Annotated in this window: 20 protein-coding genes; 7 read left to right on the plus strand and 13 right to left on the minus strand. The window is 61.3% G+C overall.

Annotation, left to right across the window (positions count from 1 at the left end; translation table 11 throughout):
* Positions 1-11: 11 nt before the first annotated feature.
* The 4 genes from GTF44_RS15885 to GTF44_RS15900 form a co-directional block, all read right to left on the minus strand.
* Positions 12-782, minus strand: a complete 771-nt coding sequence (locus GTF44_RS15885) for a glycerophosphodiester phosphodiesterase family protein (RefSeq protein ID WP_171560058.1) — start codon at positions 780-782, stop codon at positions 12-14.
* Positions 779-1,246, minus strand: coding sequence for a RidA family protein (locus GTF44_RS15890; protein WP_171560056.1), 468 nt, complete (start codon positions 1,244-1,246; stop codon positions 779-781). The genes GTF44_RS15885 and GTF44_RS15890 overlap by 4 nt, the downstream gene beginning before the upstream one ends.
* A 68-nt stretch (positions 1,247-1,314) precedes the next feature.
* On the minus strand, positions 1,315-2,622 hold the full coding sequence (locus tag GTF44_RS15895; protein ID WP_171560055.1) for an HlyD family type I secretion periplasmic adaptor subunit: 1,308 nt from the start codon (positions 2,620-2,622) through the stop codon (positions 1,315-1,317).
* Positions 2,622-4,358, minus strand: coding sequence for a type I secretion system permease/ATPase (locus tag GTF44_RS15900; RefSeq protein ID WP_171560053.1), 1,737 nt, complete (start codon positions 4,356-4,358; stop codon positions 2,622-2,624). Before GTF44_RS15900 ends, GTF44_RS15895 begins: the two co-directional genes overlap by 1 nt.
* A 173-nt stretch (positions 4,359-4,531) precedes the next feature.
* On the opposite strand from GTF44_RS15900, the gene GTF44_RS15905 reads away from it, so the two are divergent.
* Both GTF44_RS15905 and GTF44_RS15910 read left to right on the plus strand, forming a co-directional pair.
* Positions 4,532-5,308, plus strand: coding sequence for a VacJ family lipoprotein (locus GTF44_RS15905; RefSeq protein WP_216365050.1), 777 nt, complete (start codon positions 4,532-4,534; stop codon positions 5,306-5,308).
* A gap of 7 nt (positions 5,309-5,315) precedes the next feature.
* Positions 5,316-5,918 carry a phospholipid-binding protein MlaC gene (locus GTF44_RS15910; protein ID WP_171560539.1) on the plus strand — a complete coding sequence of 201 codons (603 nt, stop codon included), beginning with the start codon at positions 5,316-5,318 and terminating at the stop codon, positions 5,916-5,918.
* Positions 5,919-5,941: 23 nt separating this feature from the next.
* Here GTF44_RS15910 and GTF44_RS15915 read toward each other — a convergent pair whose 3' ends face one another.
* A complete protein-coding gene (locus GTF44_RS15915) occupies positions 5,942-8,140 on the minus strand; it encodes a transglycosylase domain-containing protein (RefSeq protein ID WP_171560052.1) in 2,199 nt (732 codons plus the stop codon).
* 271 nt (positions 8,141-8,411) lie between these two features.
* On the opposite strand from GTF44_RS15915, the gene GTF44_RS15920 reads away from it, so the two are divergent.
* The 4 genes from GTF44_RS15920 (at position 8,412) to GTF44_RS15935 (ending at position 10,799) form a co-directional block, all read left to right on the plus strand.
* The gene (locus GTF44_RS15920; RefSeq protein ID WP_171560050.1) at positions 8,412-8,750 is read left to right on the plus strand and encodes a P-II family nitrogen regulator; all 339 of its coding nucleotides are present in this window, start codon (positions 8,412-8,414) and stop codon (positions 8,748-8,750) included.
* A gap of 25 nt (positions 8,751-8,775) precedes the next feature.
* Positions 8,776-10,122 carry an ammonium transporter gene (locus GTF44_RS15925; RefSeq protein ID WP_171560048.1) on the plus strand — a complete coding sequence of 449 codons (1,347 nt, stop codon included), beginning with the start codon at positions 8,776-8,778 and terminating at the stop codon, positions 10,120-10,122.
* 154 nt (positions 10,123-10,276) lie between these two features.
* Positions 10,277-10,423: a hypothetical protein gene (locus tag GTF44_RS15930; protein ID WP_171560047.1), complete on the plus strand. Its 147-nt coding sequence runs from the start codon at positions 10,277-10,279 to the stop codon at positions 10,421-10,423.
* A gap of 13 nt (positions 10,424-10,436) precedes the next feature.
* On the plus strand, positions 10,437-10,799 hold the full coding sequence (locus GTF44_RS15935; protein WP_367383382.1) for a NirD/YgiW/YdeI family stress tolerance protein: 363 nt from the start codon (positions 10,437-10,439) through the stop codon (positions 10,797-10,799).
* Positions 10,800-10,869: 70 nt separating this feature from the next.
* Here GTF44_RS15935 and trxA read toward each other — a convergent pair whose 3' ends face one another.
* The 8 genes from trxA to regB all read right to left on the minus strand — a co-directional run bounded on the left by trxA (position 10,870) and on the right by regB (position 22,885).
* Positions 10,870-11,190, minus strand: coding sequence for a thioredoxin (gene trxA / locus GTF44_RS15940; RefSeq protein ID WP_145214202.1), 321 nt, complete (start codon positions 11,188-11,190; stop codon positions 10,870-10,872).
* Positions 11,191-11,258: 68 nt separating this feature from the next.
* On the minus strand, positions 11,259-14,642 hold the full coding sequence (gene addA / locus GTF44_RS15945; RefSeq protein WP_171560042.1) for a double-strand break repair helicase AddA: 3,384 nt from the start codon (positions 14,640-14,642) through the stop codon (positions 11,259-11,261).
* A complete protein-coding gene (gene addB, locus GTF44_RS15950; RefSeq protein WP_367383383.1) occupies positions 14,639-17,590 on the minus strand; it encodes a double-strand break repair protein AddB in 2,952 nt (983 codons plus the stop codon). The genes addA and addB overlap by 4 nt, the downstream gene beginning before the upstream one ends.
* Positions 17,580-18,275: a nucleotidyltransferase family protein gene (locus GTF44_RS15955; RefSeq protein ID WP_253261225.1), complete on the minus strand. Its 696-nt coding sequence runs from the start codon at positions 18,273-18,275 to the stop codon at positions 17,580-17,582. Before GTF44_RS15955 ends, addB begins: the two co-directional genes overlap by 11 nt.
* A complete protein-coding gene (locus GTF44_RS15960; RefSeq protein WP_171560040.1) occupies positions 18,272-19,240 on the minus strand; it encodes an aminoglycoside phosphotransferase family protein in 969 nt (322 codons plus the stop codon). Before GTF44_RS15960 ends, GTF44_RS15955 begins: the two co-directional genes overlap by 4 nt.
* Complete coding sequence (gene tsaE, locus GTF44_RS15965; RefSeq protein WP_171560533.1) at positions 19,237-19,737, minus strand: tRNA (adenosine(37)-N6)-threonylcarbamoyltransferase complex ATPase subunit type 1 TsaE; 501 nt, start codon at positions 19,735-19,737, stop codon at positions 19,237-19,239. Before tsaE ends, GTF44_RS15960 begins: the two co-directional genes overlap by 4 nt.
* Before the next feature lie 89 nt (positions 19,738-19,826).
* Positions 19,827-21,419: a PAS-domain containing protein gene (locus GTF44_RS15970; RefSeq protein WP_171560038.1), complete on the minus strand. Its 1,593-nt coding sequence runs from the start codon at positions 21,417-21,419 to the stop codon at positions 19,827-19,829.
* A gap of 62 nt (positions 21,420-21,481) precedes the next feature.
* The gene (gene regB, locus GTF44_RS15975; protein WP_171560037.1) at positions 21,482-22,885 is read right to left on the minus strand and encodes a sensor histidine kinase RegB; all 1,404 of its coding nucleotides are present in this window, start codon (positions 22,883-22,885) and stop codon (positions 21,482-21,484) included.
* Positions 22,886-22,981: 96 nt separating this feature from the next.
* Here regB and GTF44_RS15980 point away from each other — a divergent pair, with 96 nt between their 5' ends.
* Positions 22,982-23,620, plus strand: coding sequence for an SCO family protein (locus GTF44_RS15980; protein ID WP_171560035.1), 639 nt, complete (start codon positions 22,982-22,984; stop codon positions 23,618-23,620).
* The last annotated feature ends 32 nt before the right edge of the window (positions 23,621-23,652 follow it).

Here is a 23,652-nt window from a genome sequence, read left to right on the forward strand (position 1 = left end):
GTGGGGCCGGATCACACCGCGTCAAGCGGCGGCAGATAGCCTTCGAATGTCACGTTGTCGGCAATCTTACGCGCTTGAGCCTCCGCCTCGGCGGAGCGGATCGTCCAACACAGAACCGGAACATCCCGTGCCTTTAGAGCCGCCACATGTGGGCTGTGCAGATCAGTTCGATCATGGCTGATGAACTGTGCACCGACTCGGTCGAAATCGCGAATCTCACGAAGATGCGTCGCGACTTCCGGCGGCATCCCCGGCCAATCCTCCGACCGATAGCCAGACGTGACCAGACCGCGCGGCAGGTCCGGCGCAAGCTCGGCCACACGCGCAACCATATAAGGATTGAAGGACATCAAAGCCACCGGCCCGTCATATCCGGCAAGGGCCGAGACGACCGCCCGTTCCAACGTGTCATCATCGGATGCTCCGACGCCGCCCGACTGGTCCTTGATCTCAACCAAAAGCGGCACGCGGCCTGCGACGATGCCCAAAACTTCGGTGAGCGTCGGTGCGCCCGCATCGCTGCCAACCAAGCGGAGATCGGCCAACTCAGCTACCGTCCGGTCCCGAATTGGCCCTGTTGTTTCGGTAAGTCGATCTAGTGTCTCATCATGAAACACCATCGCCACGCCGTCGGCGGAGGGCTGGACATCAATCTCGATGCCATACCCCCGCGCGACCGCGCGGCGCACGGCCTCGGCGCTGTTTTCCGGCACACCTTGGGCCGCATCATGCAGCGCCCGATGGGCCAGCGGCGGCCCAAGGAAGACAGCAGGCAGGCTCATGGCTTGATCTGAAAGATCCCTTCGATCTCCACCGCCACGCCAAGCGGCAAGGCGCCAGCGCTCACCGCCGAGCGGCTGTGCCGACCCGCATCACCGAGGGCTTCGACGAGGAAATCAGAGGCACCGTTCACCACTTTTGGCTGCTCAGTGTAATCTGGGCCGGAATTGACGAAGCCGGTCAGTTTCACAACCCGCACCAAGCGCTCCAAATCTCCACCGCAGGCGGCTTTGGCCTGCGCCAAGAGGCTGATCGCACAGGTTTTCGCCGCTGCCGCGCCCTCTTCGGTGGTGAGGTCTACCCCAACTTTCCCAGTGATCAACCCATCTTCATTCATCGAAATCTGACCCGATACAAAGGCGAGATCACCGACGACCACAAACGGCACATAATTGGCCGCAGGTTCAGGGGCGTCGGGCAAGGTCACACCCAGTTCCGCCAGTTTTGCTTCGAACCCATTGCTCATCGACTCTCTCCTGTAGGACATATTCGCGCGCACGCTACCGACCTGTGGAGGCAGTGGAAAGACCCCGATCAGCTTTCGCGGAAGGCGCGGTTGAAATAGTCAGTCAATGGGCGCAACAAATAGGCGATCGGGGTGCGATCATCCGTGCGGATAAACGCCTCCACGGGCATGCCGGGCAAGAGCGTGACATCGCCGAGAAGCTCGATTTGACCGTCATCCAGCACAATCTGTGTCTCGTAGAAACTCGCGCCTGTGGCTTCATCCACAAAGGCATCGGCCGAGACACGGGTGACCAACCCATAGAGATCTGGCGTGGTCTGCATATCGAAGGCCGGGAAGCGCAAGAGCACCTCTTGACCGACAAAGACTTGATCCACGTGGATTGCCTCAACCCGGGCAGAAATCACCAATGGACGGTCCTGAGGCACCAGAAACAGCACGGGGTCCGCGGGACGCACAACCGAGCGCGGTCCAAAGACCGTCATTCCGTAAACGATACCCGCCACCGGCGCGCGCAAATCCATCTGATCAAGCTGCCGGGCCAAGGCGCGGGCCCGTTCGGCAAGCTCTTCTTCTTGCACGCGCACCTCGCGCAACTCGGCAATCGCCTCTTCGCGGCGCTGTGTTTCCAACTGGAGAATCGACAACTCGATCTCTGTGATACGCCCCTCCGCCTGAGCAGCGCTCGCATCGATCTCGCCGAGACTGCCGAGCAGATTGGCTTCCTCCCGCTGCAAAGTCAGCACGCGAGCGGCCTGTGCCAGCCCGCGCTCCAGAAGGTCTTGTTGCGCGATCAGTTCCTCGCCCACGAGGCCCTGCTGCCGCTCCAGTGCAGTTCGCTGCGCGATCATGCCGTCAATTTGGCTGGCGATCTGCTCTGTGCGGCGGGTCAATTGATCAATCTCGCGGTCCAGCGTATCGCGCCGTGCCGCGAAAAGGTTCAACTGTCCGCTCAGAATATCGGCCAGTTCCGGATCGTTGAGGGCTGTCTGCTGCAGGTCGGTGCCGAACTGCAGCTCCGATAGGCCGTCCCGCTCCGCCTCAAGGCGGGCGCGGCGGGCCCGCACCTCGTTCAACTGACCACGCACCACCGCATAGCTCGACGCGATATCGGAGGCGTCGAGGCGTAGTAGGATCTCACCCTCTTCGACCTGTTGACCTTCATCAACCGCCAATTCAGCGACCACCCCGCCTTCGGGATGTTGAATGGCTTGGCGGTTCTGATCCACCTCAATCTGCCCTGACGCGATGATCGCGCCAGCGATATTCGACGTCACCGCCCATGTGCCAAACCCGCCGACCAAGACCACAAGCGACAGAAGGCCCAAAATCATCGGGGCGCGAACGGACCAAGCGGGGTGCGACGTCTCTGCCATCAGCTCACTCCTCCGGCGGTGCCGCCCGCAGCGATTTGTGCGTGGTTCTGCACCGTTTTCTTCAACACCTCATCTCGCGGCCCGAAGGCCTTCGGCATCCCGCCATCCAACACCAACAACATGTCGCATTCGCGGATCGCCGCCGGGCGATGCGCCATGATCAAAACCGACCGACCATCGGATTTCATCTCGCGAATGGCTTGGTTCAACGCTTCACTCCCGTCGTTGTCGAGATTTGAGTTCGGCTCGTCCAAAACGAGGAGCACCGGGTCACCATGAAGCGCCCGCGCAAGTCCAATCCGCTGAATCTGTCCACCGGAGAGACGTGAGCCGACCGCTGTCACCTGGGTGTCATAGCCTTTGGGCTGATTCAAAATGAGGTCATGCGCTGCCGCTTTCCGTGCGGCGGCCACAACAGCGTCAGGATCAGGGTTCGCCGACAGCCGCGCAATGTTTTCGGCAATCGTTCCGTCGAAGAGCGTCACCGTTTGGGGCAGATACCCGACCAAGGAGCCAAGAACATCCGGATCATATTGGTCCAACGTGGCACCATCGAGGCGGATTTGCCCTGCCGCCGGGCTCCAGACCCCGGTTAGCGCCTTGGCCAAGGTCGATTTTCCGGCGCCCGATTGGCCGATGACACCGACCGCTTGGCCTGGCTCGACCCGGAAACTCACCATCCGGAGTGTTGCTTGGCTCTCCCCCGGTGGCACAACCGCCAACTGATGCACATCGAGCCGCGCCTCTGGCCGCGGCAGCGGCAAACGCTGCGGTTCGGGTGGTGTGTCAGCCAACAGCGTGCGCAGATTGGCCCAGCCTTCCCGGGCGCGCTGGATCATGGCCCATTGGCCGATGGCCAATTCGATTGGTGCGAGGGCCCGGCCAAGCAGGATCGATCCCGCGATCATCGCGCCCGCAGTCAACTCGGCCTGCAACACCAGATACGCCCCCAAGCCCAACATCGCGGATTGCAGGAACAGCCGCAGCGTCTTGGTCAGCGTTGTGAACCCGCCAACCCGATCACTCGACCGGATCGACTCACCAAGCGCGGTCTCCCGCTGCCCCCGCCACCGGCGGAACGCGGCACCTTGCATCCCCAAACTGCGGATCAGTTCCGCCTCGGACTGTAATTGACCAGCCATCCGGTCGGCACGCATCGTCGCTTGCCCAGATGCTTTGAGCGGCGCGCGCGTTGTCGCTTGGTTGATCAAGGTGATCACAATCAAGAGCGCGCCGCCCGCCAGCGCGAGCCAACCAAGCCATGGATGGAAAATGAAGATCGCAGCCAGGAAGATCGGCGTCCAAGGGATATCGAAGATCGCCAAAAACGCGGGCGTCGAGAGCAGGCGTTGCACCGCCTCTAGATCTTGCAACCCGGTTTGCGGCCCGCCCTCGCGGCGCGCACGGGTCAAAGCCGCGCCAAACACTCGGGAGTCGAGACCATCCTGCAGCCGGGCACCAACCCGCGCCGCGACCCGACCGCGCACGTAATCCAACACGCCCATCATCACGAACAGAAAAGTCACCAGAAGCGACAAGGCGAGCAATGTCTCTTCCGATCGGCTCCCAAGCACGCGATCATAGACCTGAAGCATGTAAAGCGGCCCGGTCAGCATCAACAGGTTGGTGAACATGCTGAACAAGAGAATCGACCACAACAGACCGGAATTGGCCCGCCGCTGTTGCGCCAGTTCATCTATGTCAGTTTGCCCGGGCAAGGATTTCGCGGCAGCCATATAATACTCCGATTACGTGTCGCTTCGTCGCTCTTCGCAGTCCATAGACTTGACTCTATGGTCACGCACATCCTCTAAAACGCTCAATATCGCCGATCGCAGGATCAAAACCTTTTTCAAACCCTACCGGCACGAGATCGTGTTGGGTACATGAAACCTATATAGGTCGTCAATTGCCGCTCTTTTCCGAACTGCGCGCCCCTGTCTGGCCCGCCCTCCTTCTTCTTGCAACCCTGTCGGCCTGTGGCCCCGCTACCTTGCCGTCAGGCGCCACGATTGATGATCCGTATGAGGCACAAAACCGCGCGGTGCACGAGTTTAACCGCGATGTCGACCGGGCTCTGGTCCGGCCAGCCGCTTCATCGCTCGGCACAGCAGTCCCAGACCCGGTTTTGGTCGGGATCGGACGGATGTCCTCGAATCTGAGTCACCCCAGTTATGTGGTGAACGATGTTTTGCAGCTTCGCCTCGCTGACGCGATCCACAACACCTCGCGCTTTGTGATCAATTCAACGATCGGCATTTTGGGGATTTTCGACCCCGCCAGCGCCATGGGCCTCGACGAGCGCGAGACCGATTTCGGCGAAACACTCCATGTTTGGGGCGTACCGGAAGGCTCTTATGTCGAGTTACCCATCTTTGGACCGTCGACCTCGCGCGACACGGTCGGTCGGGTGGTCGATATTGCCCTCAACCCGCTCAGAGGGTTGGAGCCTGACGCGGCCAATACGGTGCGTGGCATCAACGTGACGTCACGCTTTGGTGACCGGCATCGCTTTGGCGGAACCATTGATAGCATCCTATATGAAAGCGAAGACAGCTATGCCCAGGCCCGGCTGCTCTATTTGCAGAACCGGCGATTTGAGCTGAGAGGCGATGCCGAGCCGGAGTATTTCGACCCTTACGAGGACCCTTATGACGATCTCTTTTTCGAACCAAACGGCCAATAACGCGGGCATGAAGATGAGTCGGCGCCAATTTGGTGTCGCCGGTTTCAGCGCCGGATTGGCCGCTATCACCGCGCCGCATATGGCACTCGCACTCAATACGGTGGAGGCGCGCGCGCTTGTCGACCGTCTCGTCGCCGAGATATTCCAGGTGATCAATTCCGGCCAGTCTGAAGCTGCCATGCTCCGCGAGTTTGAGCGGATTCTGGCCCGGTATGCCGATGTGCCGATCATCGCTCAGTCGGTCTTGGGGCCGCCCGCTCGAAGCGCATCACGGGCCCAGATGCGGGCCTTCACCGAAGCCTTCCAAGGATATATCGCGCGCAAATATGGCCGCCGCTTTCGTGAGTTCATCGGCGGGCAAGTTGTGGTGACCGATGGCCGCCAGGTGAACCGTTATTTCGAGATCATCTCGACAGTACGACTCCGCAATGAAAGCCCGTTCGAGCTGCGCTGGCTGGTTTCGGACCGCTCGGGCCAGGACCGGTTCTTCAACCTGATCATCGAGGGCGTGAACTTGATGACCACAGAACGTGCCGAGGTTGGCGGCATGCTCGACCGGCGCGGCGGCGATCTGGATGCGCTCATCGCCCATCTGCGCACCGTCGGCTAAAGACCAGGGTTCATGGGGCAGGCCTAGTTGTTCTGCCCCAAGATCCCGCCCAGGACCTCCATCAAAATCTGCTCGGCCAAATCCGGCTGACGGCCTTGCGTACGAGGCGCTTGCTGTTGCGCCTGCGGCTGTGGCGCGGGGCGGGCTTCGGCCACCGGGTCGATCATGGGCAAGGGGCGCGGTGGAATATCGGTGTGGATGCGCTCCATCGTCTGCCGCCAAAGCTCAGCCGGCAAGCCGCCGCCAGTCACACCGGATAGCGGCGTGTTGTCATCATACCCCATCCAGACACCGGCCACATAATCGGCGGTAAAACCGATAAACCACGCATCTCGGGCCGAATTGGTCGTGCCGGTTTTTCCCGCCACGGGCCGACCAGGCAGTTGCGCCCGCTGCCCCGTACCGCTGGCCACAGCCTGCGCCATCATATAGGTGAGCTGCCGCGCGGCCCCTTCCGAGATCACCCGCTCCTGAATACCGCCCTCTTGTCCAATGAGCGGCGTGTCGTCGCCAAGGAACCTGAGTTCGGTCAGCCCATAGGGCGCCACGGCGGACCCGCCGTTCAAAATCCCGGCATAGGCTCCGGTCATTTCGATCAGGCTGGCCTCCGACGCGCCCAAAGCAATGGCTGGGCCAAGCGCCAGATCGCTCTCAATGCCGAACCCCTCGGCAACGGCAACCGTTGCCTCACGCCCGACAGTCTCAGACAAACGCACCGCCGCCGTGTTCAACGAGGCGCGCAATGCGTCGGTCAAGGTCACCTCACCATAAAACTCACGGGAGTAGTTTTCCGGGCTCCAAGGGCCCGATCCGGGCACGTCAATCGTCAACGGTCCGTCATAAATCAGATCATCAAACCGCCAGCCCAGATCCAGCGCCGCCGCATAGACAAACGGTTTGAACGAACTGCCGGTCTGCCGCATCGCTTGCACCGCGCGGTTGAACTGTCCGGCAACCTGGGTTTCGCGGCCACCAACCATGGCACGTACCGCGCCATCGGCCGACATCACCACAATCGCGGCCTGCGCGGTGGAGCCCTCTCGCACCTGGTTTTCGAAGACGTCGACCAGTGCCGCCTCCGCGGCATCTTGCATTGCCGGATCGAAGGTGGTGCGGATGATCACATCTTCGGTTGTGTCATTGGTCAGGAAGCCCGGCCCGGCCCCCATGATCCAATCGGCGAAGAACCCGCCGGTTTCCTGCCGCGCCGCAGCTGATAGTGTGGCCGGGTTGGCGCGCGCCTGATCCGCCTCGGCAGAGGTCAGATATCCCTGCTCTTCCATCAGGTTCATGACCAGATTGGCCCGGCGCTGCGCCCGCTCCAGATTGCGGGTCGGCGCATAATAGGACGGCGCCACCAGCAGCCCGGCCAGCATCGCGGCTTCCTGCGGTGCCAGATCAGCGCTGGAATGACCGAAATAGCGCTGTGATGCCGCTTCGAAGCCCCGCGCACCGGCGCCCAGATAGGCCCGGTTGAAATAGATCGCCAGGATTTCATCCTTGGTGTAGCGGAACTCCATCGCCAGCGCGAAGGGCACTTCAGTGATCTTGCGCCAGAGTGTCGTGCGGCGACAGTCGGTCTCGTACTCCGCCTCACTCTCCCATTCCGACGGGTCATAGGCCACGCCGAGACACATGAGCTTGGCCACCTGTTGCGTGATCGTCGATCCGCCATGGCCTTCAAGCGGCCCGCGACCCTCGCGCATATTGATCCGAATGGCGCTCGCGATGCCACGTGGGCTGACGCCCAAATGGCGATAGAAACGCCGGTCTTCGGTGGCGACCACGGCATTGGTCAGATGCGGGCTCACTGTATCGGGGTCGATCATCCCGCCAAATTGCTCACCGCGCCAGGCAAAGACATTGCCGTCGCGATCCAGCATCGTCACCGAGCCCCGCGCGCGGGCATCGACCACCTCACCCACATCGGGCAGAAGTGTATAATAGTAGGCCGACGCGCCCAGAATGATCAGGGCGACCACAGCAGTAACACGCCAAACAATGCCGAAGATCAGGCGCAACACAAACCGGAACAGCGCCCCGAACCAACCCAAAATCCCGGGCCTGCGGGCGCGCGACCGTGTCTGGCGGCGGGCATTGCGTTTGGGTTTCGCCGATGATTGCGTTCTTGTGCGTTTGGTTGTGCTCTGTGTCCGGCGGTCTGCCACAAGCCCACGTTGGCTTTTGCGGGGCGGACGACCTCCACTTCCTGATCGGCTCATGATGTTCCTGCCTTCTTTTGCGCCAAGATACGCAATAACGACTCGTTTGTGGAGGGCACATCCTCGCTTTTCTTCCCCGCATATGCTGCACTGCCGCATCCAGCTTCCGCACAAAAAATAGGCACATGCCAGAAATCGCGCCGAAAATTTCGGTATACAACCTGAAGTTGTGAAAACCCCTTACCGTGCCGTTGCCCTAAAGCCCGCCCCGGCCTGTCTTAACCCCCGTGAGTTCCTCTGGGGGACAGACAACAACCGGAAGGGTATCAACGTGAAACTCATCATCGCAGCAATCAAGCCGTTCAAGCTGGAGGAGGTCCGCGAAGCCCTGACCGCCATCGGTGTGCGCGGCATGATGGTGACCGAGATTAAGGGCTTCGGCTCGCAATCCGGCCACACAGAGATCTATCGCGGCGCCGAATATGCCGTGAATTTCGTGCCGAAAGTGAAGCTGGAAATCGTCGTCGCGGCCTCAATGGCCGATCAGGTGGTCGAAACCATCCAGACCACCGCCAAAACCGACAAGATCGGCGACGGCAAAATCTTCGTCCTCGACGTGAACTCCGCCGTGCGCGTGCGGACCGGCGAGACCAATGACGACGCGCTTTGACGCGCGGCCCTTTCGACAAAAGGACATGACACTCATGAAAACCAAGTATCTTTTCCCACTGGCCGCCGTGGCAACCGCCGCCGCGCTGCCGTCGGTGGGCCTGGCGCAAGAGGCCGGCGTAGAAGCCGCGGCCCACACGTCTTACATTCTGACCACGCTGCTGTTTTTGGTCGGGGGCTTCCTCGTCTTCTGGATGGCCGCGGGCTTTGCGATGCTCGAGGCCGGTTTGGTGCGCTCAAAGAACGTCACCATGCAGTTGACCAAGAACATCTCCCTCTTTTCCATCGCGGCGATCATGTATTGGCTCGTCGGTTTCGGCATCATGTATCCCGCCGATTGGGTGATCGAAGGCTGGCTCGGCCCGTTCTTCGCGATCACTTCGCTCGAACCCGTGGGCGTTGCCCCGGCGGATACCTCGCTTGACTATGCCTCGGTTGGCTCGGACTTCTTCTTCCAGTTGATGTTCTGCGCCACCACGGCCTCGATCGTCTCGGGCACGCTGGCTGAGCGCATCAAGCTCTGGCCCTTCCTGATCTTCGTGGTTGTGCTGACCGGCTTCATCTACCCGATCGAAGCCTCCTGGCAGTGGGGCGGCGGCTGGTTGGCCGAAGCGGGCTTCTCCGATTTCGCTGGCTCGACGCTGGTGCATGCCGCAGGCGGCGCTGCGGCTTTGGCCGGGGCCATCGTGCTGGGACCACGGATCGGCAAGTATGGCAAGGACGGAAAAGTGAATCCGATGCCGGGCTCCAACCTGGCGCTCGCGACGCTTGGTACCTTCATCCTGTGGCTGGGTTGGTTCGGCTTCAATGGCGGCTCGCAACTGGCCATGGGCACCGTGGGCGATGTAGCCGATGTGTCTCGGATCTTCGCCAACACCAATATGGCAGCTGCTGCCGGTGCCGTCGCGGCTCTGATCCTGACCCAGCTCATCTATGGCAAAGCCGACCTGACGATGGTCTTGAACGGCGCGCTGGCCGGTCTGGTGTCGATCACTGCCGAGCCGCTGGCCCCGTCGCTCTTCCTCTCGCTGATCATTGGGGCGATCGGCGGTCTGATCGTGGTCTTCACTGTCCCGCTGCTCGATAAGATCAAAATCGATGACGTGGTCGGTGCCATCCCGGTGCACTTCTTCGCCGGCATCTGGGGCACGCTCGCCGTGGTCCTAACCGGCGGCTACCATGGGGAGGCGACCCTTGGCGCACAGATCATGGGGATCGTGGCGATCATCGCCTTCGTCTTCATCACCTCGTTCATTGTCTTCTATGCACTGAAGGCGACAATTGGCCTGCGCCCAAGCGAGGAAGACGAGATCAACGGCCTGGACGTCTCCGAGCTTGGCATGGAAGCCTACCCGGATTTCGTCAACACGTGATCTCGCCGGATAACGCAAAGAGGAGGGCGCCTTTGGGCGCCCTTTTTCTTCGCAACAGGCATTGGTACATTCTATCGCTGCACCGGCACAGACCCATTTGAAGGTCGCATCAACGGGCCCATATCTCGTTCAGGTCCCAAATCGGAGGCATCACATGTCAAATACGCCGAAGCCCGACCCGAAACCTGACCAAACATGGCAAGCCTGGTTGACGACCGAAATCACCACCAGCCTGCCGCGTTGGGCGTATCTTGCGGCTATTGGGGGCGCTATTGTTCTCTTGCTCATCGCGCTCGACTAAAATGCTATATGGAGTGCGACGTCTGATTGTTGTCGCGGCAGTCGTCACCCTATTTGCGGCAGCGCCATTCGCCACGGGCCAATCCGCCAGAGCCGATTCTGTGACGGCTATGGTCGATCCCATCGCAAACCTCGCACCTGGGCAAGCAGTTACGCTGCTCGGCACGGTCGACCGGATCACAGATGACGATGAGTTCTTGCTGCGGGACGCGACTGGCGCGGTGCCAGTCTATGTTGGGCCAAACCCCATCCCAGCCGCCGTGGGCGACAGAGTCACCGTGATCGGCGTGGTGGATGACGACGGGCCGATCGAGATCTATGCCACAACGATTGTCTTAGCCGATGGCACTGAGGTCGCGCTTTCAAACCGCTACTGACCGGCTGAAAACGAAAGGGGCGCATAGTTGCGCCCCAGACACCCATATCGAAATAGGATCGCAGCCTGTCTCAGATCGACTCTTCAATCCATTTCTGAAGCGCCGCTTTCGGAGCCGCGCCGACTTTGTTCGACACAACTTCACCGTCTTTGAACATGAACAGCGCCGGAATGCCGCGCACACCCAACTCCATCGGCGAGCTGGGATTTTGATCCACATTCACCTTCACGATCTTGACCCTGCCACCGTAGTCGACGGAAAGCTCCTCCAGAGCCGGGCCAATCTGTTTGCAAGGGCCGCACCATTCGGCCCAGAAATCCACCACAACGGGGATCGGAGATTGCCGAACTTCGGCGTCAAACGTGTCATCGGTGACGGGAACGGTGCTCATAGGTCGCTCTCCTCAAAGGCGCGGAAATTGTGCTTGGACGCTGAAGGTATGGACGCGTCCGCCTGAGGTCAAGCAGTGGCCGCCCTTTGCAACGCTGCCATGACAGAAGCGTGAGGCAAAGGCATCAAGGTCGCTGTCCGGGTCCACAAAATCGCCGTCTCGATTCTGCGGGCCGGGTACAAGAGCGCCAACATCTCGGCATAGGCCCCCATCTGGCGCAGCAATCCTTCCGGAACCTCATCTGCGCCGACTGGCACCGACGCATTGGATTTGAAATCGACCGCCAGCACCCGGTCGTCTGTGATGATCAGCCGGTCGATCACGCCGAGCACCTGCGCGGAGAGTGTCTCGCTCCAAGCCGTCAAAGGCACCTCCGCCAACGCCTCCGGCGCAAACACATCCGACAAGCTCGGATCGGTCAGGACCCGCACCGCTTCCTCCAGCAATGCTGTCGCCTCGACCTCGGCGACTTCGTCCTCCAGCGCCAAAATCCCCGGTGCCGCGGCTATCCATCCCGGCTCCGGCACGCCTGGCAGGTGTTCCAGCAGCAGATGGATCAGCCGCCCTCGCCGCAGGGCGGCCTCTTCCTCAAGCCCACCTGCATCAGAGGCCAGCGCCTTCGCCCCGCCCAGATCAGATGGGCTGCGGGCGGGAACCATCCTTCCATCATCTACTGCGGGCATCAAAGCCCAAGCCGGTACAGCTGGCACTTCGGCTTGAACCATCGGCGCGAACTCCCCCGGAGCCGACCAATCTCCGCTTTCCAATCGTAAACCCGTCTCACCAAACATCGCGCAGGGTTCAGCCCCCAATGCCTCAGCGCTTTCGCGAATCATCCCATACCAACTCTGGTCCGCATTCCGCCCCAAGGTGCCCGCTGCCGCAACGATCAACCAACTCTCCGCTCGGGTCATCGCCACATAAAGCAGCCGGTTCCGCTCCTCCGCCTCTGCTGCTGTGGCCGCCTCGAACGCAGGGCGTAGGAGCGTCGGCGCATCCGCTTTCGGCATCGGCCAGACCAATGGCCCGCCCGCGGGTTCCAGCAGGGTCACACCCCGGTTCCCGGCGCGGCGCTGCGCACAATCGGGCAAGATTACAATCGGCGCTTCCAGCCCTTTCGCCCCATGGATTGACATCACCCGGATCTGATTGCCCGCACTTCCGGGATCGCGCTTGATGGTGACGTCATCGGCCTGCAACCAGCCGACAAACCCGGTCAGACTCGGCACTTCCATCCGCTCATAGGCCAGCGCCTGACCCAACATCGCGTCGATGCCGTCCTCTGCCTCCTGCCCCAAGCGTGCCAAAAGCCTGCGCCGGGCGTCATGGCGGATCAGAACCCGTTCCAACAAATCGTAAGGGCGCAGAAAATCTGTGTGATCGCGGAGATCTTCCAGCATAGCCACCGTTTCGGCGAACTCAGCGGCGCGGCTTTGCAAGGCCCGCCACAAAAACCCCTCCCGTCCATGGGCCAAGTCGAAAAGCTCCGCTTCCGACCAGCCCAAGATCGGCGATCGCAACACCGCCGCCAGCGACAGATCATCCTCCGGTGTCGCCAAAAATGCCATCAACGCCACGAGATCTTTGACGGCCAGCTCCGCCGCAACACGCATCCGGTCCGCCCCCGCGATCGGCAGGCCGGCCCCTTTGATCGCAGCGATCATCTCGTGAAACAGGTCCGAGCGCCGCTGCACCAGGATCAGGATATCCCCCGCGCGCACTGCCCGACGCGTGGGCCGCCCTGCCTCCTCCACCTCGATAGTCACCTTGCCATCCAGCATCTCCTTGATCGCGGTGGCGACACGTCGAGCAAGCCGTACATGGTGATGGTCTTCTTCTAGAAGATCGACGGGGTTCTCCCAGTTCGATGGCTCAAGTTTTTCGGATTTCGGGATGTGCGGCCAGACATCCACCCGCCCAGGCAATGCCGATTTGAACGCCGTATGGGTGACATCCGGACCCACACCGGCCGCTCCCAACCCACCTGCCACATGATCGACCAGAGCCAGGATCGGTTCCGCAGACCGGAAAGAATAGATCAACTCCCGCGATTGAAACGGCGCCTCAATCTGCGCCAATCTCTCGGCAAAATGATCGCGCATCCGATCAAATCCAGACGGGTCCGCCCCTTGGAACGAATAGATCGACTGCTTCTTGTCCCCGACCACAAAGATCGTCCGCGACGTTTCGGCCCGTGCACCCTCGCCACTCGCGAACTCTTCGGCCAGTTTTGCGATGATCTGCCATTGCGCGGGCGCCGTATCCTGCGCCTCATCCACGAGGATATGGTCGATCCCACCATCCAGGCGGAACAGAACCCATTGCGCCACACCCGGCGCCATCAAAAGCGACCGCGTATGCCGGATCAGATCATCGAAATCGAGCCAGCCCCGCGCCTGTTTCGCCGTGTCATAGGCGGGCAGAAACGCCGCCGCGAAGCGGTGCAGGGCGTCGGTCTTGCGCGCCGTTTGCAACGCCCGACGTAACGGTCGCGCCGCCTCGAGCCGCAACATGAACGCCTCCAGCGGCGCCAGATCCGCCCCCATCGCCGTGCGAATTGCGGCATTACCAAATGTGCCGATCTTGGCCGCATCCGGCGTCTTCGTGGTCGGTCCGCTCAGGAAGACCTCTTCAATCTGCGCCAAATCCTCCAACCCAGGAGACGCCCAGTTGAACCCAGACAAGATGCGGTGGCTCTTGCCCAAATTACGGCTCTCAGGGTCTAGGAGCGGTACGAGGCGGTCGCACAGGACTTGCTCGCCGCCGAGAAAGGCTTGGCTCAAAATATCCGCGTCACTCAGATCGGGATTGATCCCAAACCAATCGAAAATCGCCTCCCGCTCACGTTGCGGTTCCACCTCATCGCGATGAGCCAGAAGCGCGCGGACAAGCCCGGCCATGTCATCGCCCGAGAGATACGCGGCGACTCCATCGATAGACGGAACGTCCTCCCCATCGGCCAACATATCAAGCACATCATTCGCCAAAAGAAGCTGCGCCCGCTCATCCATTTCCGTGAAGCCCGGCGAAACTCCTGCCTCCAACGGAAAGCGCCGCAGCACCCCGCCGCAGAACGAATGGATCGTCTGGATCTTCAGCCCACCAGGCGTCTCAATCGCACGCGCAAAAAGCGTCCGCGCGCGGGATAGAAGCTCGGGCGTAATCCGCTCGGCCTCCAAACCCAAGGTCGCAAGGGCGGTCGCCAACGCACCATCTGGTTTCATGGCCCACTCGCCCAATCGGCGGAACAGCCTGTTCTGCATCTCCGACGCGGCGGCTTTGGTATAGGTCAGGCAGAGGATCCGCTCCGGCGGCACTTCTTCTAAAAGAAGTCGCGCTACTCGGTCGGTCAGCACACGAGTCTTGCCACTGCCCGCATTGGCCGAGAGCCAAGTGGATTGCCCCGGATCGGCGGCGATCACCTGCGCGCGCGAGGCGTCGTTGAGGGTCATGCCCCCACCTCCTCTGCTGTTGGCGCGGTTGTCTCATCCCACTCCCCGTATCGGGCCAGATGATCGTAGTCGCCTGCATAGCGCAGTTCGGCCATCGCGCGGCGCGATGTGTAGCCATTCGCCGCGTCTGCATAATGTGCCAGAAGCGTCTCGAACTCCGCAGCGATCTGATCGATCTCGTCTGGCGTCGCATCATGGCTCAACACGGTTCCGCCGTTGCCAAGCCCAATATAGGCGATCCGGGCCACATCCGTGACCTCTCCGAAGGCACCGCCGCGCGCCATCATCGCCTCAAGCCAAAGCTGTTTGTTGAAGAACCGTTCCTGATCGGCAGACGGAACAGCCCCGGTCTTATAGTCATAAATCGCGAGCGCGCCCTCGGGCGTCAGATCCAATCGGTCCGCTGTCCCGGTTAGCGTAAACGACTTATCTTTTATAAGAAGCTCTGCCGAGAACTCCAATCGATGCGGCGTTGCAAACGCACGCCGCGCCCGCTCACTCGCGACGAACCACGGTGCAGCCCGCGTCAGACGCGCTTGCCAAAGGCGTCGCGCCACGGGCCAGGGCACCTCTTGGCGAAGCGCCGCTTCGGCAAGCCGCGTGAAAAGCGCCTCCGCATCCGCTGGCAACCCATCGCGTGTGATCTCCACGAAACTGCGCAGCATCGCATGCAGCGCCGTACCGCGCAGCCGTGCGTCGGGCGCTTGCCTCAGTGGGTCCAGTGGCCTCAACCGCAGAACCTTCTGCGCGTAGATTGCATAAGGATCGCGCACCAGTTTCTCGATTTGGGTCACTGAGAGGCGGTTTGGCCTGGCCGTTACCGGCGGCCTCGGCGATGGCCGTGGCGCGGGCGGCACCGGCGTTTCGGGTGCGCCCAATGCCTCAGCCATGGCCAGCCAATCCTGGCCCCGCGCCCGCATTTCCGCCAGGGCCGCGCGCGCCTCGGGCCCGGTCCCCTCCATCAGGTTCACCAATCGGTTCACCCAACGCGATGGCACCGTTTCGGTTTCCGCATCTCGTTTCGCCCGGCTGAGCCAAACCTCGCGGGCTGCCACCGCTTGCTGAAAATCATGAGCCGAGAGGCCGATCTGCCGATCCGGCAGGCGCAGCCCGGCCTCGGCCCGCATCGCCCGGTTCAGCCATGGGTCGGCCCCGGGCGCGGCTGGCCAAACACCTTCGTTCAACCCCGCTAAAATCAACAGATCAGCGCCCTGAACCCGCGCCTCCAACGCCCCCCAAATCATGATCCGCGCATGGGGGCGGACCGGGTTGCGCGCCTCTGCATCGTCCAGAACCGCGCCGATCAGATCGCGATACTCGGACGGGCTCAACATCCCCCCCGCATCCGCATCTGCCACCACAGCTTGCATCAGACGCTGAACCGCCTGCCCATCTTCCCGCGCCCAAAGGTTCCCCGCGCCATCCGCACCGGGCCCCGCAGCCAGGGCCTCAGCCAATGTCAGATGCCGCGCGACATGATCCGCGAGCGAAACCGACTCCGCCTCCCGCGAAGAGAGCAGGAGGTCGGAGACCCAACTGGCCCATGCGACCGCGCCGGAATCCGTTTCCCGTTTGGCCGCCCAATCCAGAAGATCGCCAGGTTCCGGATAGGGGCCACCGCCTCTTAAGATTTGCAATTCCAAATCCCGCGACCGCAGCAGATGCGCGCCGCGATCTTCGCGCGCCGAATGCGTCAGCGGATGTTTCAGCAGCACCAACAGCGCCTCTGCGGTCGGGCGCGCACTCAACAGCTCTACGACATGGCGCAAGAGCCGTCCCGCCGCGGTCAAAGACAAAGGTTGCCCGGCACTGTCATCGGGCAGGATACCCCACCGATCCAGAGCCGCCGTCACCTGCCGGGTCAGCGTACGATCGGGGCTGATCAACGCCGCGCGCTGCCCTGTTTCCGCCGCCTTCCGCAACCGAAGCGCAATGGCGGCGGCTTCGGCTTGCGGCGTCGGCGCCTCGATCAAACTCATATCGGCGACAGCGGGGGACAGATTCCCCAGTTTCGGCCCCTCCTCACGCCATTGATCGGTGACAGGCGCTGGCCGCAACGCCAGAGAGATCAAGCGGTTCCGGCGCGGATGAGCGCGCGGGGTTCCACTCCATTCGGGGATCGCTTTGGGCGCCAATCCGAGGCGTTCGGCAAACTTCCCAAGCCGGAACTGCGGGTGATCTTCGCCCCCCAAGCCAACAGCACGACCATGTAGCAATCCGGCCCAAACCTCCTCCGGCATGTCACCGTCCAACCCTGGCAGCACCACTGCCCCTTGCGGAAGTGCGGCAACGGCCCGCATGAAGCGCGCAGTCGCCCCGCGCGACCCTGTAGAGCCTGCAACGATGATCGGATGTGTCGGTGGTACGCTTTGCCACGCTTTTGCCAGCCGGTCGACCAGGGCGGAATGACGGGCTTCGACCGTCAGGCTGTCTTCGCCCGCGAAAAACGGTGCCACGATTGACAAAAACGCCTGGCTGCGCTGCCAATGTTGCGCGTGCTCGGCCACGTCCAGGCGCTGCACGGCCTCGGGTGTCACCCGTTCCTCCTGCATCTCCCCCATCAAATCGGCGAGGCTATCCGCCAGTGGATAAAGCGCGGCACGGGGGGCCAGATCAGGGCGCTGGTCCAGCAATTTGGCGATCAGCTGGCTCAATTGCAGCCTCAGGCGCAGGGGGGACATCGCGGGCGGCAAACCGGCCATGTCGGGACGCGCGGCGAGATCGGTCACTGGGCGAATGCGTGGCAAAAAACTCGCCTGACGCTCAGCAAATTGGGCGGTCAGGCGACGCTGCATCCGGGCCGTGTTGACATAAATCTCAACCCGCGCGAGCGCCTCTGGTGGCTGCCTTTCGAGCCGGGCTTCCACCCCCTCGATCAAGGCCGATGTGAAATCGACTCCCAACGGGGTCGCAAAAACCCGCGGCCCCGCGCTCGGCTCAAACATCATCGGTTTGGCCTAACATTTCTTCAGCCAGCACGATTCCGGTCGGATGCCCAACATCGGCCCAAAACCCTGGATAGACTAGGCCGTAGAGCCGCCGGTCCGCCATCAGATTGCGCCAAATCACCCACATCGAGAACGGACCTTCAGGCGTATCTTGAAACACTGCCGGGTCGAGTATCTGCGCACCAGTCCAGACCTGGCCCGTCTTATCCGGTGTCAATTGGCCACTCTCCAGCAGACGAAAATCACCCCCACCTTGACGACCAACCGCTCGCTCAGGGGGGACCAGCAACATCAAACCGCCCATCTTGCGCGGTGTCCAAGCCTCCGCCAAGAGGCCAAGTGGGTTGCTCCCTCGCCAAACCGCGTCGGAATTCAGTGTCCAAAACGGGTTTTCTCCCAAAACCGGCAACGCGTTCCGAACACCGCCACCGGAGTCCAGAATATCCGGGGTCTCGTGAAGAAACTGAACATCTGGAAGATCCGCCAAATGCGCCGCGATCTGTTCGGCCTGGTAATGCCCATTCACCACGATCGGCCCTGCGCCAGCCGAGCGGGCGAGATCCAACGCATGGTCGATCAAGCGGCGCCCGGCGACTTCGATCAACGGCTTTGGCCGCTCCGCCGTCAGCGCACCCATCCGGGTGCCGAACCCGGCGGCCAGGATCATGCAAGCTTTCGGGGTCATGCAGGCGCCGCCCAATGGTCCAGAAGCTGAATAACCGGCGCGCGGAGATCCGCCAGCTCTGGATGATCGACGGCCCGCCGAATATGCCCTGCCACGCGCGGGATATGGCGCAGATACATGGTCTTCCCCTCGGTTCTGGCCAGCCTGGAAAAGACGCCCAATATCCGCAAGTTCCGCTGTACCGAGAGGATGGCGCAGGTGAGCATGAACCGGTCTGGCTCAAGCTCCAAATCTGTCGCCTGCCTCTGGATCAACTGCCGCTTCAGCGCCTCTGGCACATCCCGGCGGGCATCATCCAAAAGCGAGATCAGATCATAGCCCACAGGGCCGAAAACCGCGTCTTGGAAATCCAACAGCCCGACACGAGCCAATCCAGCGCGATCGGGCAGCCATATCAGGTTCTCCGCGTGATAATCCCGCAAAATCAGTGTTTCGTAGCCGGTCAAATAGGCCCCGAAAGCAGACAAAAGTGCCGCCGCCAATCGGTCGCGCAAGGTTTCTGTATCATCAACGGGTTCCAGGCTCTCGAAGGTGATATCGATCATCTCCACCATGCGATGCGGCGTGAGCGTCACCAAAGCCGGGGGAGGTGTGAGCCCGGCCAAATGCGTCGTCAGATCACACGCCGCGGTATAAAGCGCGGTCGCTGTGCTCGGGTTTTCGGCCACTTTTCGGGCCATGAGGTCGTCGCCCAAATCTTCGATCAGCATCAGCCCGGACTCGGGATCTGCGGCCCAAATCTCTGGTGCGGAAAGGCCTTGATCGGTCAGATATCGCGCGATCGCCCCGAACGCCTCGAAGCTGGTGCGATCTTCTGGCGGGGCCAACATCACGACCGCGCGCCTGTCGCGCGCTCTATCGTGCAACCGGAGATATCGCCGGGCCGACGCATCACCTGCCAGAGGCGTCCGCGTCGCTTGGGCCCAACCCTCCCGTGCCAGAAACGCGTTCAGCGATGGAGTCATAGGGCCTCCAAATGGCACATCAGCTGCTCAGCCAACGGTGTCATTTCCGCTGCATGCAAGGTGATACGCCGAGCTTCAGCGGCATCCGGGTCCGCTGAGAAGGTCAACCACACTGCGTCTCGAGGCCGGAGGCCATTCAATCGCTCGGGCCATTCGATTAAGCACACCGCCTCGCTCAAAGCGTCATCTAAGCCCAGTTCAAGCACCTCGTCCGGCCCGCTGAGCCGATATAGATCGCAATGCCAGATCTCCAGATCGCCCGCATGATAGGTCTGAACCAGCGTGAAACTTGGGGATGGCACATCTTCGACGGCGTCGAATGCCGACAAACGTGCCTGAATAAGTGCGCGTGCAAAATGGGTCTTGCCGCTGCCCAGGTCACCGCTCAGGAGGACCGTGTCACCTGCCTCCAGTTCCGGCGCCATACGCGCCGCAAGCGCAGCGGTTGCAGCGGGGCTGGAACTGACCCGCTGTAGCAGCGCAGGCGGACAATCCATCGAACGGAGGGGAAGCTCGGACATGACGACAGAGTTTAGCCATGGCCTCGCCGCCCGCAACACTTACCTCTGCTGAAAAAGCCTTTGGCCTAGTCGGCGACAGCCAAGGTCCGTTGTGTGACATCAACCAACTCCGTCGCCCTAGAGACCGGCTGAAAGGTCACAACCATCGAGCCACCTTTCAAGGGTGCAACGCGGCATTCGAGCATCCGCCCATCCGCCAATGTCACATCGTCAGACCAGGCGGCCCGTTCAGCCTCCTGTCCCGCGAAGGCACGTATGTCGCCCCAGACCGGCGACGGGTTTGCCAGCCTCTGCCAAGTCCGGGTTGCCTCGACCAAGCTCATAGTGCTGAGCATCTCGCGCGGATCTACGCCCCAAAGCTCGGCATAAGCAGCATTGCTGAGGATCAATCGACCGTCCTTGGAGAACACCGCAAGCGCGCCATCACTTTCGTCCAAGACCCATTGGTAGAGCTCCAGATCGGACCGAAACTGCCGCGTCAGAGATACTTCAGAACTGATATCTTCGAACATGAACGCAACCGCACCATCGGGGTGCGGCTTGCCGATGACCCGATAGGTTTGCCCCGTCGGCAACGTCCATAACTCTTGATAGCTGCCGTCCTGCGCCGCCTGCTCCAGTTCCGACAAACTTGCCCGCCACGCTTTGTAGTCCTTGGGCTCGGGCATGCGTTGCCGTTCACGCAGTTGATCAAGGAACGAAAACAGGCTTGGCCGCGATGACAGCCATTCTGGATCGAGGGTCGAAAGCGTCAAAAGCGCCGGGTTAAACAAGACCAACTCGCGCTTCTTATTGAAGATCGCCAGACCAATCGGCAGATGAGCAAAGGTTTTGGAAAGTGTCTGAACGAAGTTCCGCAGATTCGTCTCAGCCGCGACCAGCTGATCAATAGGCCGTGCGGCGAAGAGCGTGTTCTCGCCCTGATCTGTCATCGAGACGTCAAACCAACTTGGCTCCTCCTGGTCATGCATGATCAACTGACAACGGCGAAACGCGCCAGGGTCTGGCAAGGGGTCCAACTGCTCGGCAAACAACCTACGGATCGGCCACACCAGCGGGCCATCGATGTCATTGGCCCGCTCGAGCAGTCGATAATAGGCGCCATTGGCCCAGGTGATCTGCCCATCGCTGCGTTCGCGCCACATCGGCACTGGCAAAAAATCCACCGCCGCGCGCAAGCCCTGCATTTCGTCGTGGAACCCGTCTAGGCTGTCCTTGTGTATCGCATGGCGAGCCCTGCTTTCTTCGACGCTGGATACCGTAACGGTCACAACTTCGCCCTGGGCTCGCCCGGAAACGGAAAGCGCATCACTGCCGACTTGAGCGATCAGCAGGAACCCCTCCCGACGGTCCGCCAGCGCCCGCATCGAGGTCGCAATATCCGGGTTAAGCGGCTTCAGGCCCTCGACCAGACCCGCCCAGGCCCGCGCCCGGTCGGACGGATCGGCGATGAAGTATTCGTCCTCATCATGTTCTGACACCAGATAGCCATCGTGGAAAACGTAGCTTCGCGGCGTATCAAGTGCGCCCAAGACCATATGAGGACTACGCCGGGTGCGACCGCGAAACACCCACTGGTTGAGAATCAGCGCCAAAGACGCCGCCAAGATGCCAACACCGATCAGCATCACAACCATATAGGGTTCGAAAAAATACATCTTTAACCTTTTGCGGAGAGCCGTGCCACGGACCACCAAACGGCAGAAGCCTTAATGATCCGTTAAACAGAAATTGGCTGGTTCTCGCCAAGCGGTGCGCTGGCTTCGTCCGCCAGCAGACCAATCGCCTCATGCGGCCAGGTCACGCGAACTATGGCGCCGCGCTTCTCGCCTTTGTCTTCAACCGACAAGAACGGATCGGAGGCATTTAGGAACTCGACAGTCGCGCCAGACCGCTCAAGCAGCGTCTTTGCGATAAACAAGCCAAGGCCCATACCTTCATATCCAGGTCGGGGATCGATTGCTGGCCGCGACCGGCGGCGCAAAAACGGATCCCCCAAGCGGCCCAAGAGATCGGAGGGAAATCCATCGCCATCATCGGTCATCTTCAAACTGATGAGACCGTCACCCCACTGACCTTCGATCCAAACCTGACCATCCGCGAAATCAACCGCGTTTTGCACCAAGTTGCGCAGGCCATGAATAATCTCGGGCTTGCGTCGGATGATCGGCTGCCCGCTTGGCGCATCGGCCCCTGCCTCGAAGTCGTAGTGTATCGCAATGCCGCGATCTTCGTGGGGTTCTGCCGCTTCGCGGACCACCGCCCCGAGGGGCGCACTGCGCATATGTAGATCGTCTTTCCCGACCTGGCCCATGGACCGCAGGATGTCGCGACACCGATCCGCCTGATCACGGATCAATATGGCATCCTCACGCAATTCCGGGCGATCCGACAGTTCTTCGGCCAATTCGGTCGAAACCAGTTTGATCGTCGCCAAAGGTGTGCCCAACTCATGGGCTGCCGCCGCAACCACGCCGCCCAGATCGGTCAGTTTCTGTTCACGCGCCAACGCCATCTGTGTTGCCAACAAAGCCTGGCTCATCGAGTGGGTCTCGCGCGTCACCCGGCGGGCATAGGCCGACAAAAAGATGATCCCGATCACGATCGCCAACCAGAACCCGAGCACAAACAGGGCTGGTAGCTCTAATATGACTCCCTCAGCCGAGCGAAGCGGGATGTAAAAATAGGCCAAAAGCGAAATCATCACGATTGCGACCCCGCCCAGAAACAGGGTTGAGCGCAGGGTCAGCGCCGTAGCCGAGATGGTCACCGGTGCCAAGATCAGCAGCGCGAACGGGTTGTGCAGCCCGCCCGTCAGGAACAACAGAAACGACAACTGCGTCAAATCGAAGAGCAGCGTCAGCATCGCGTCTCGGTCACTAAGCCTCTGATTCTCTGGGAAAATCGTCATTGCGATCAGGTTGGAGATCACGCTCGCCCCAATCGCCAGGAAACACAGCCCCAACTCGACCCTGAGCCCGAGATAGAGGCTGACAATCACAACCGTCACGGTCTGCCCCAAAATCGCCAACCAGCGCAGGACCAAGAGCGTTCTTAGCCGCACCCAATCGCTCCGCGCATCGCGGGTCAGAAGATTTATGGACGGATCGGGGAGAGAGGCCATCGGCGGGAGGGGCTTTCTGTCACAGGTACAGGGTCGTGAATTGATAGTCGGTCGGAACTAAGTGATCAACGGGACGCGATTAACTGGGAGGTTAGAATGACGCGAGTCTATGCGATAAGCGCTGTCGCGCTGATTGTTGCAATGCTGACCGCCATCGCGGTCACGATCTATATGGGTCAAGGGCGCCAAACCGCCGATGCCGACCCGTTTGGTCAATGCCGTACCACACAGATTGCGGGCGGTGCGGGCTCGATCGGCGGGCCGTTCGAACTGGTCAATGCCGCTGGTGAAACCGTGACGGATACGGACGTGATCACCGAACCGGCCTTGCTCTATTTTGGCTACACCTTCTGCCCCGATGTCTGCCCACTCGACACCGTGCGCAATGCCGAGGCCGTGGATATCTTGGCCGAACGCGGCCAATCGGTGACGCCGGTCTTCATCTCCGTCGATCCGGGCCGAGACACGCCCGAGGTGGTCGAAGCCTTTGCCGCCAATATCCACCCCGACATGGTGGGTCTAACCGGCAGCCCGGAGCAAACCCATGCCGCCAGCCAAGCTTATCGGACATACTACCGGATTCACGATACCGACGATGAATTCTATTTGGTCGACCACTCCACCTTCACCTATCTGGTGTTCCCAGAACATGGGTTCGTGGAGTTCTTCCGCCGGGAACTGTCACCGGCGCAAATGGCGGATCAAGTCGCGTGTTTTGTCGAGGCGGCTTCATAGAGCCGCTTCGGCGACCGATCATCAATGCCTGC

The sequence above is a fragment of the Roseobacter sp. HKCCD6576-2 genome (genome assembly GCF_013179285.1).
GTDB lineage: Bacteria > Pseudomonadota > Alphaproteobacteria > Rhodobacterales > Rhodobacteraceae > Rhodophyticola > Rhodophyticola oceani.

Excerpts from the sequence above, each read along its gene's own strand:
- GTF44_RS15885 (WP_171560058.1), bottom strand. The coding sequence starts at position 782 with ATGAGCCTGCCTGCTGTCTTCCTTGGGCCGCCGCTGGCCCATCGGGCG.
- GTF44_RS15890 (WP_171560056.1), bottom strand. The coding sequence starts at position 1,246 with ATGAGCAATGGGTTCGAAGCAAAACTGGCGGAACTGGGTGTGACCTTG.
- GTF44_RS15895 (WP_171560055.1), bottom strand. The coding sequence starts at position 2,622 with ATGGCAGAGACGTCGCACCCCGCTTGGTCCGTTCGCGCCCCGATGATT.
- GTF44_RS15900 (WP_171560053.1), bottom strand. The coding sequence starts at position 4,358 with ATGGCTGCCGCGAAATCCTTGCCCGGGCAAACTGACATAGATGAACTG.
- GTF44_RS15910 (WP_171560539.1), top strand. The coding sequence starts at position 5,316 with ATGAAGATGAGTCGGCGCCAATTTGGTGTCGCCGGTTTCAGCGCCGGA.
- GTF44_RS15915 (WP_171560052.1), bottom strand. The coding sequence starts at position 8,140 with ATGAGCCGATCAGGAAGTGGAGGTCGTCCGCCCCGCAAAAGCCAACGT.
- GTF44_RS15925 (WP_171560048.1), top strand. The coding sequence starts at position 8,776 with ATGACACTCATGAAAACCAAGTATCTTTTCCCACTGGCCGCCGTGGCA.
- GTF44_RS15930 (WP_171560047.1), top strand. The coding sequence starts at position 10,277 with ATGTCAAATACGCCGAAGCCCGACCCGAAACCTGACCAAACATGGCAA.
- trxA (WP_145214202.1), bottom strand. The coding sequence starts at position 11,190 with ATGAGCACCGTTCCCGTCACCGATGACACGTTTGACGCCGAAGTTCGG.
- addA (WP_171560042.1), bottom strand. The coding sequence starts at position 14,642 with ATGACCCTCAACGACGCCTCGCGCGCGCAGGTGATCGCCGCCGATCCG.
- addB (WP_367383383.1), bottom strand. The coding sequence starts at position 17,590 with ATGATGTTTGAGCCGAGCGCGGGGCCGCGGGTTTTTGCGACCCCGTTG.
- GTF44_RS15955 (WP_253261225.1), bottom strand. The coding sequence starts at position 18,275 with ATGACCCCGAAAGCTTGCATGATCCTGGCCGCCGGGTTCGGCACCCGG.
- GTF44_RS15960 (WP_171560040.1), bottom strand. The coding sequence starts at position 19,240 with ATGACTCCATCGCTGAACGCGTTTCTGGCACGGGAGGGTTGGGCCCAA.
- tsaE (WP_171560533.1), bottom strand. The coding sequence starts at position 19,737 with ATGGATTGTCCGCCTGCGCTGCTACAGCGGGTCAGTTCCAGCCCCGCT.
- GTF44_RS15970 (WP_171560038.1), bottom strand. The coding sequence starts at position 21,419 with ATGTATTTTTTCGAACCCTATATGGTTGTGATGCTGATCGGTGTTGGC.
- regB (WP_171560037.1), bottom strand. The coding sequence starts at position 22,885 with ATGGCCTCTCTCCCCGATCCGTCCATAAATCTTCTGACCCGCGATGCG.
- GTF44_RS15980 (WP_171560035.1), top strand. The coding sequence starts at position 22,982 with ATGACGCGAGTCTATGCGATAAGCGCTGTCGCGCTGATTGTTGCAATG.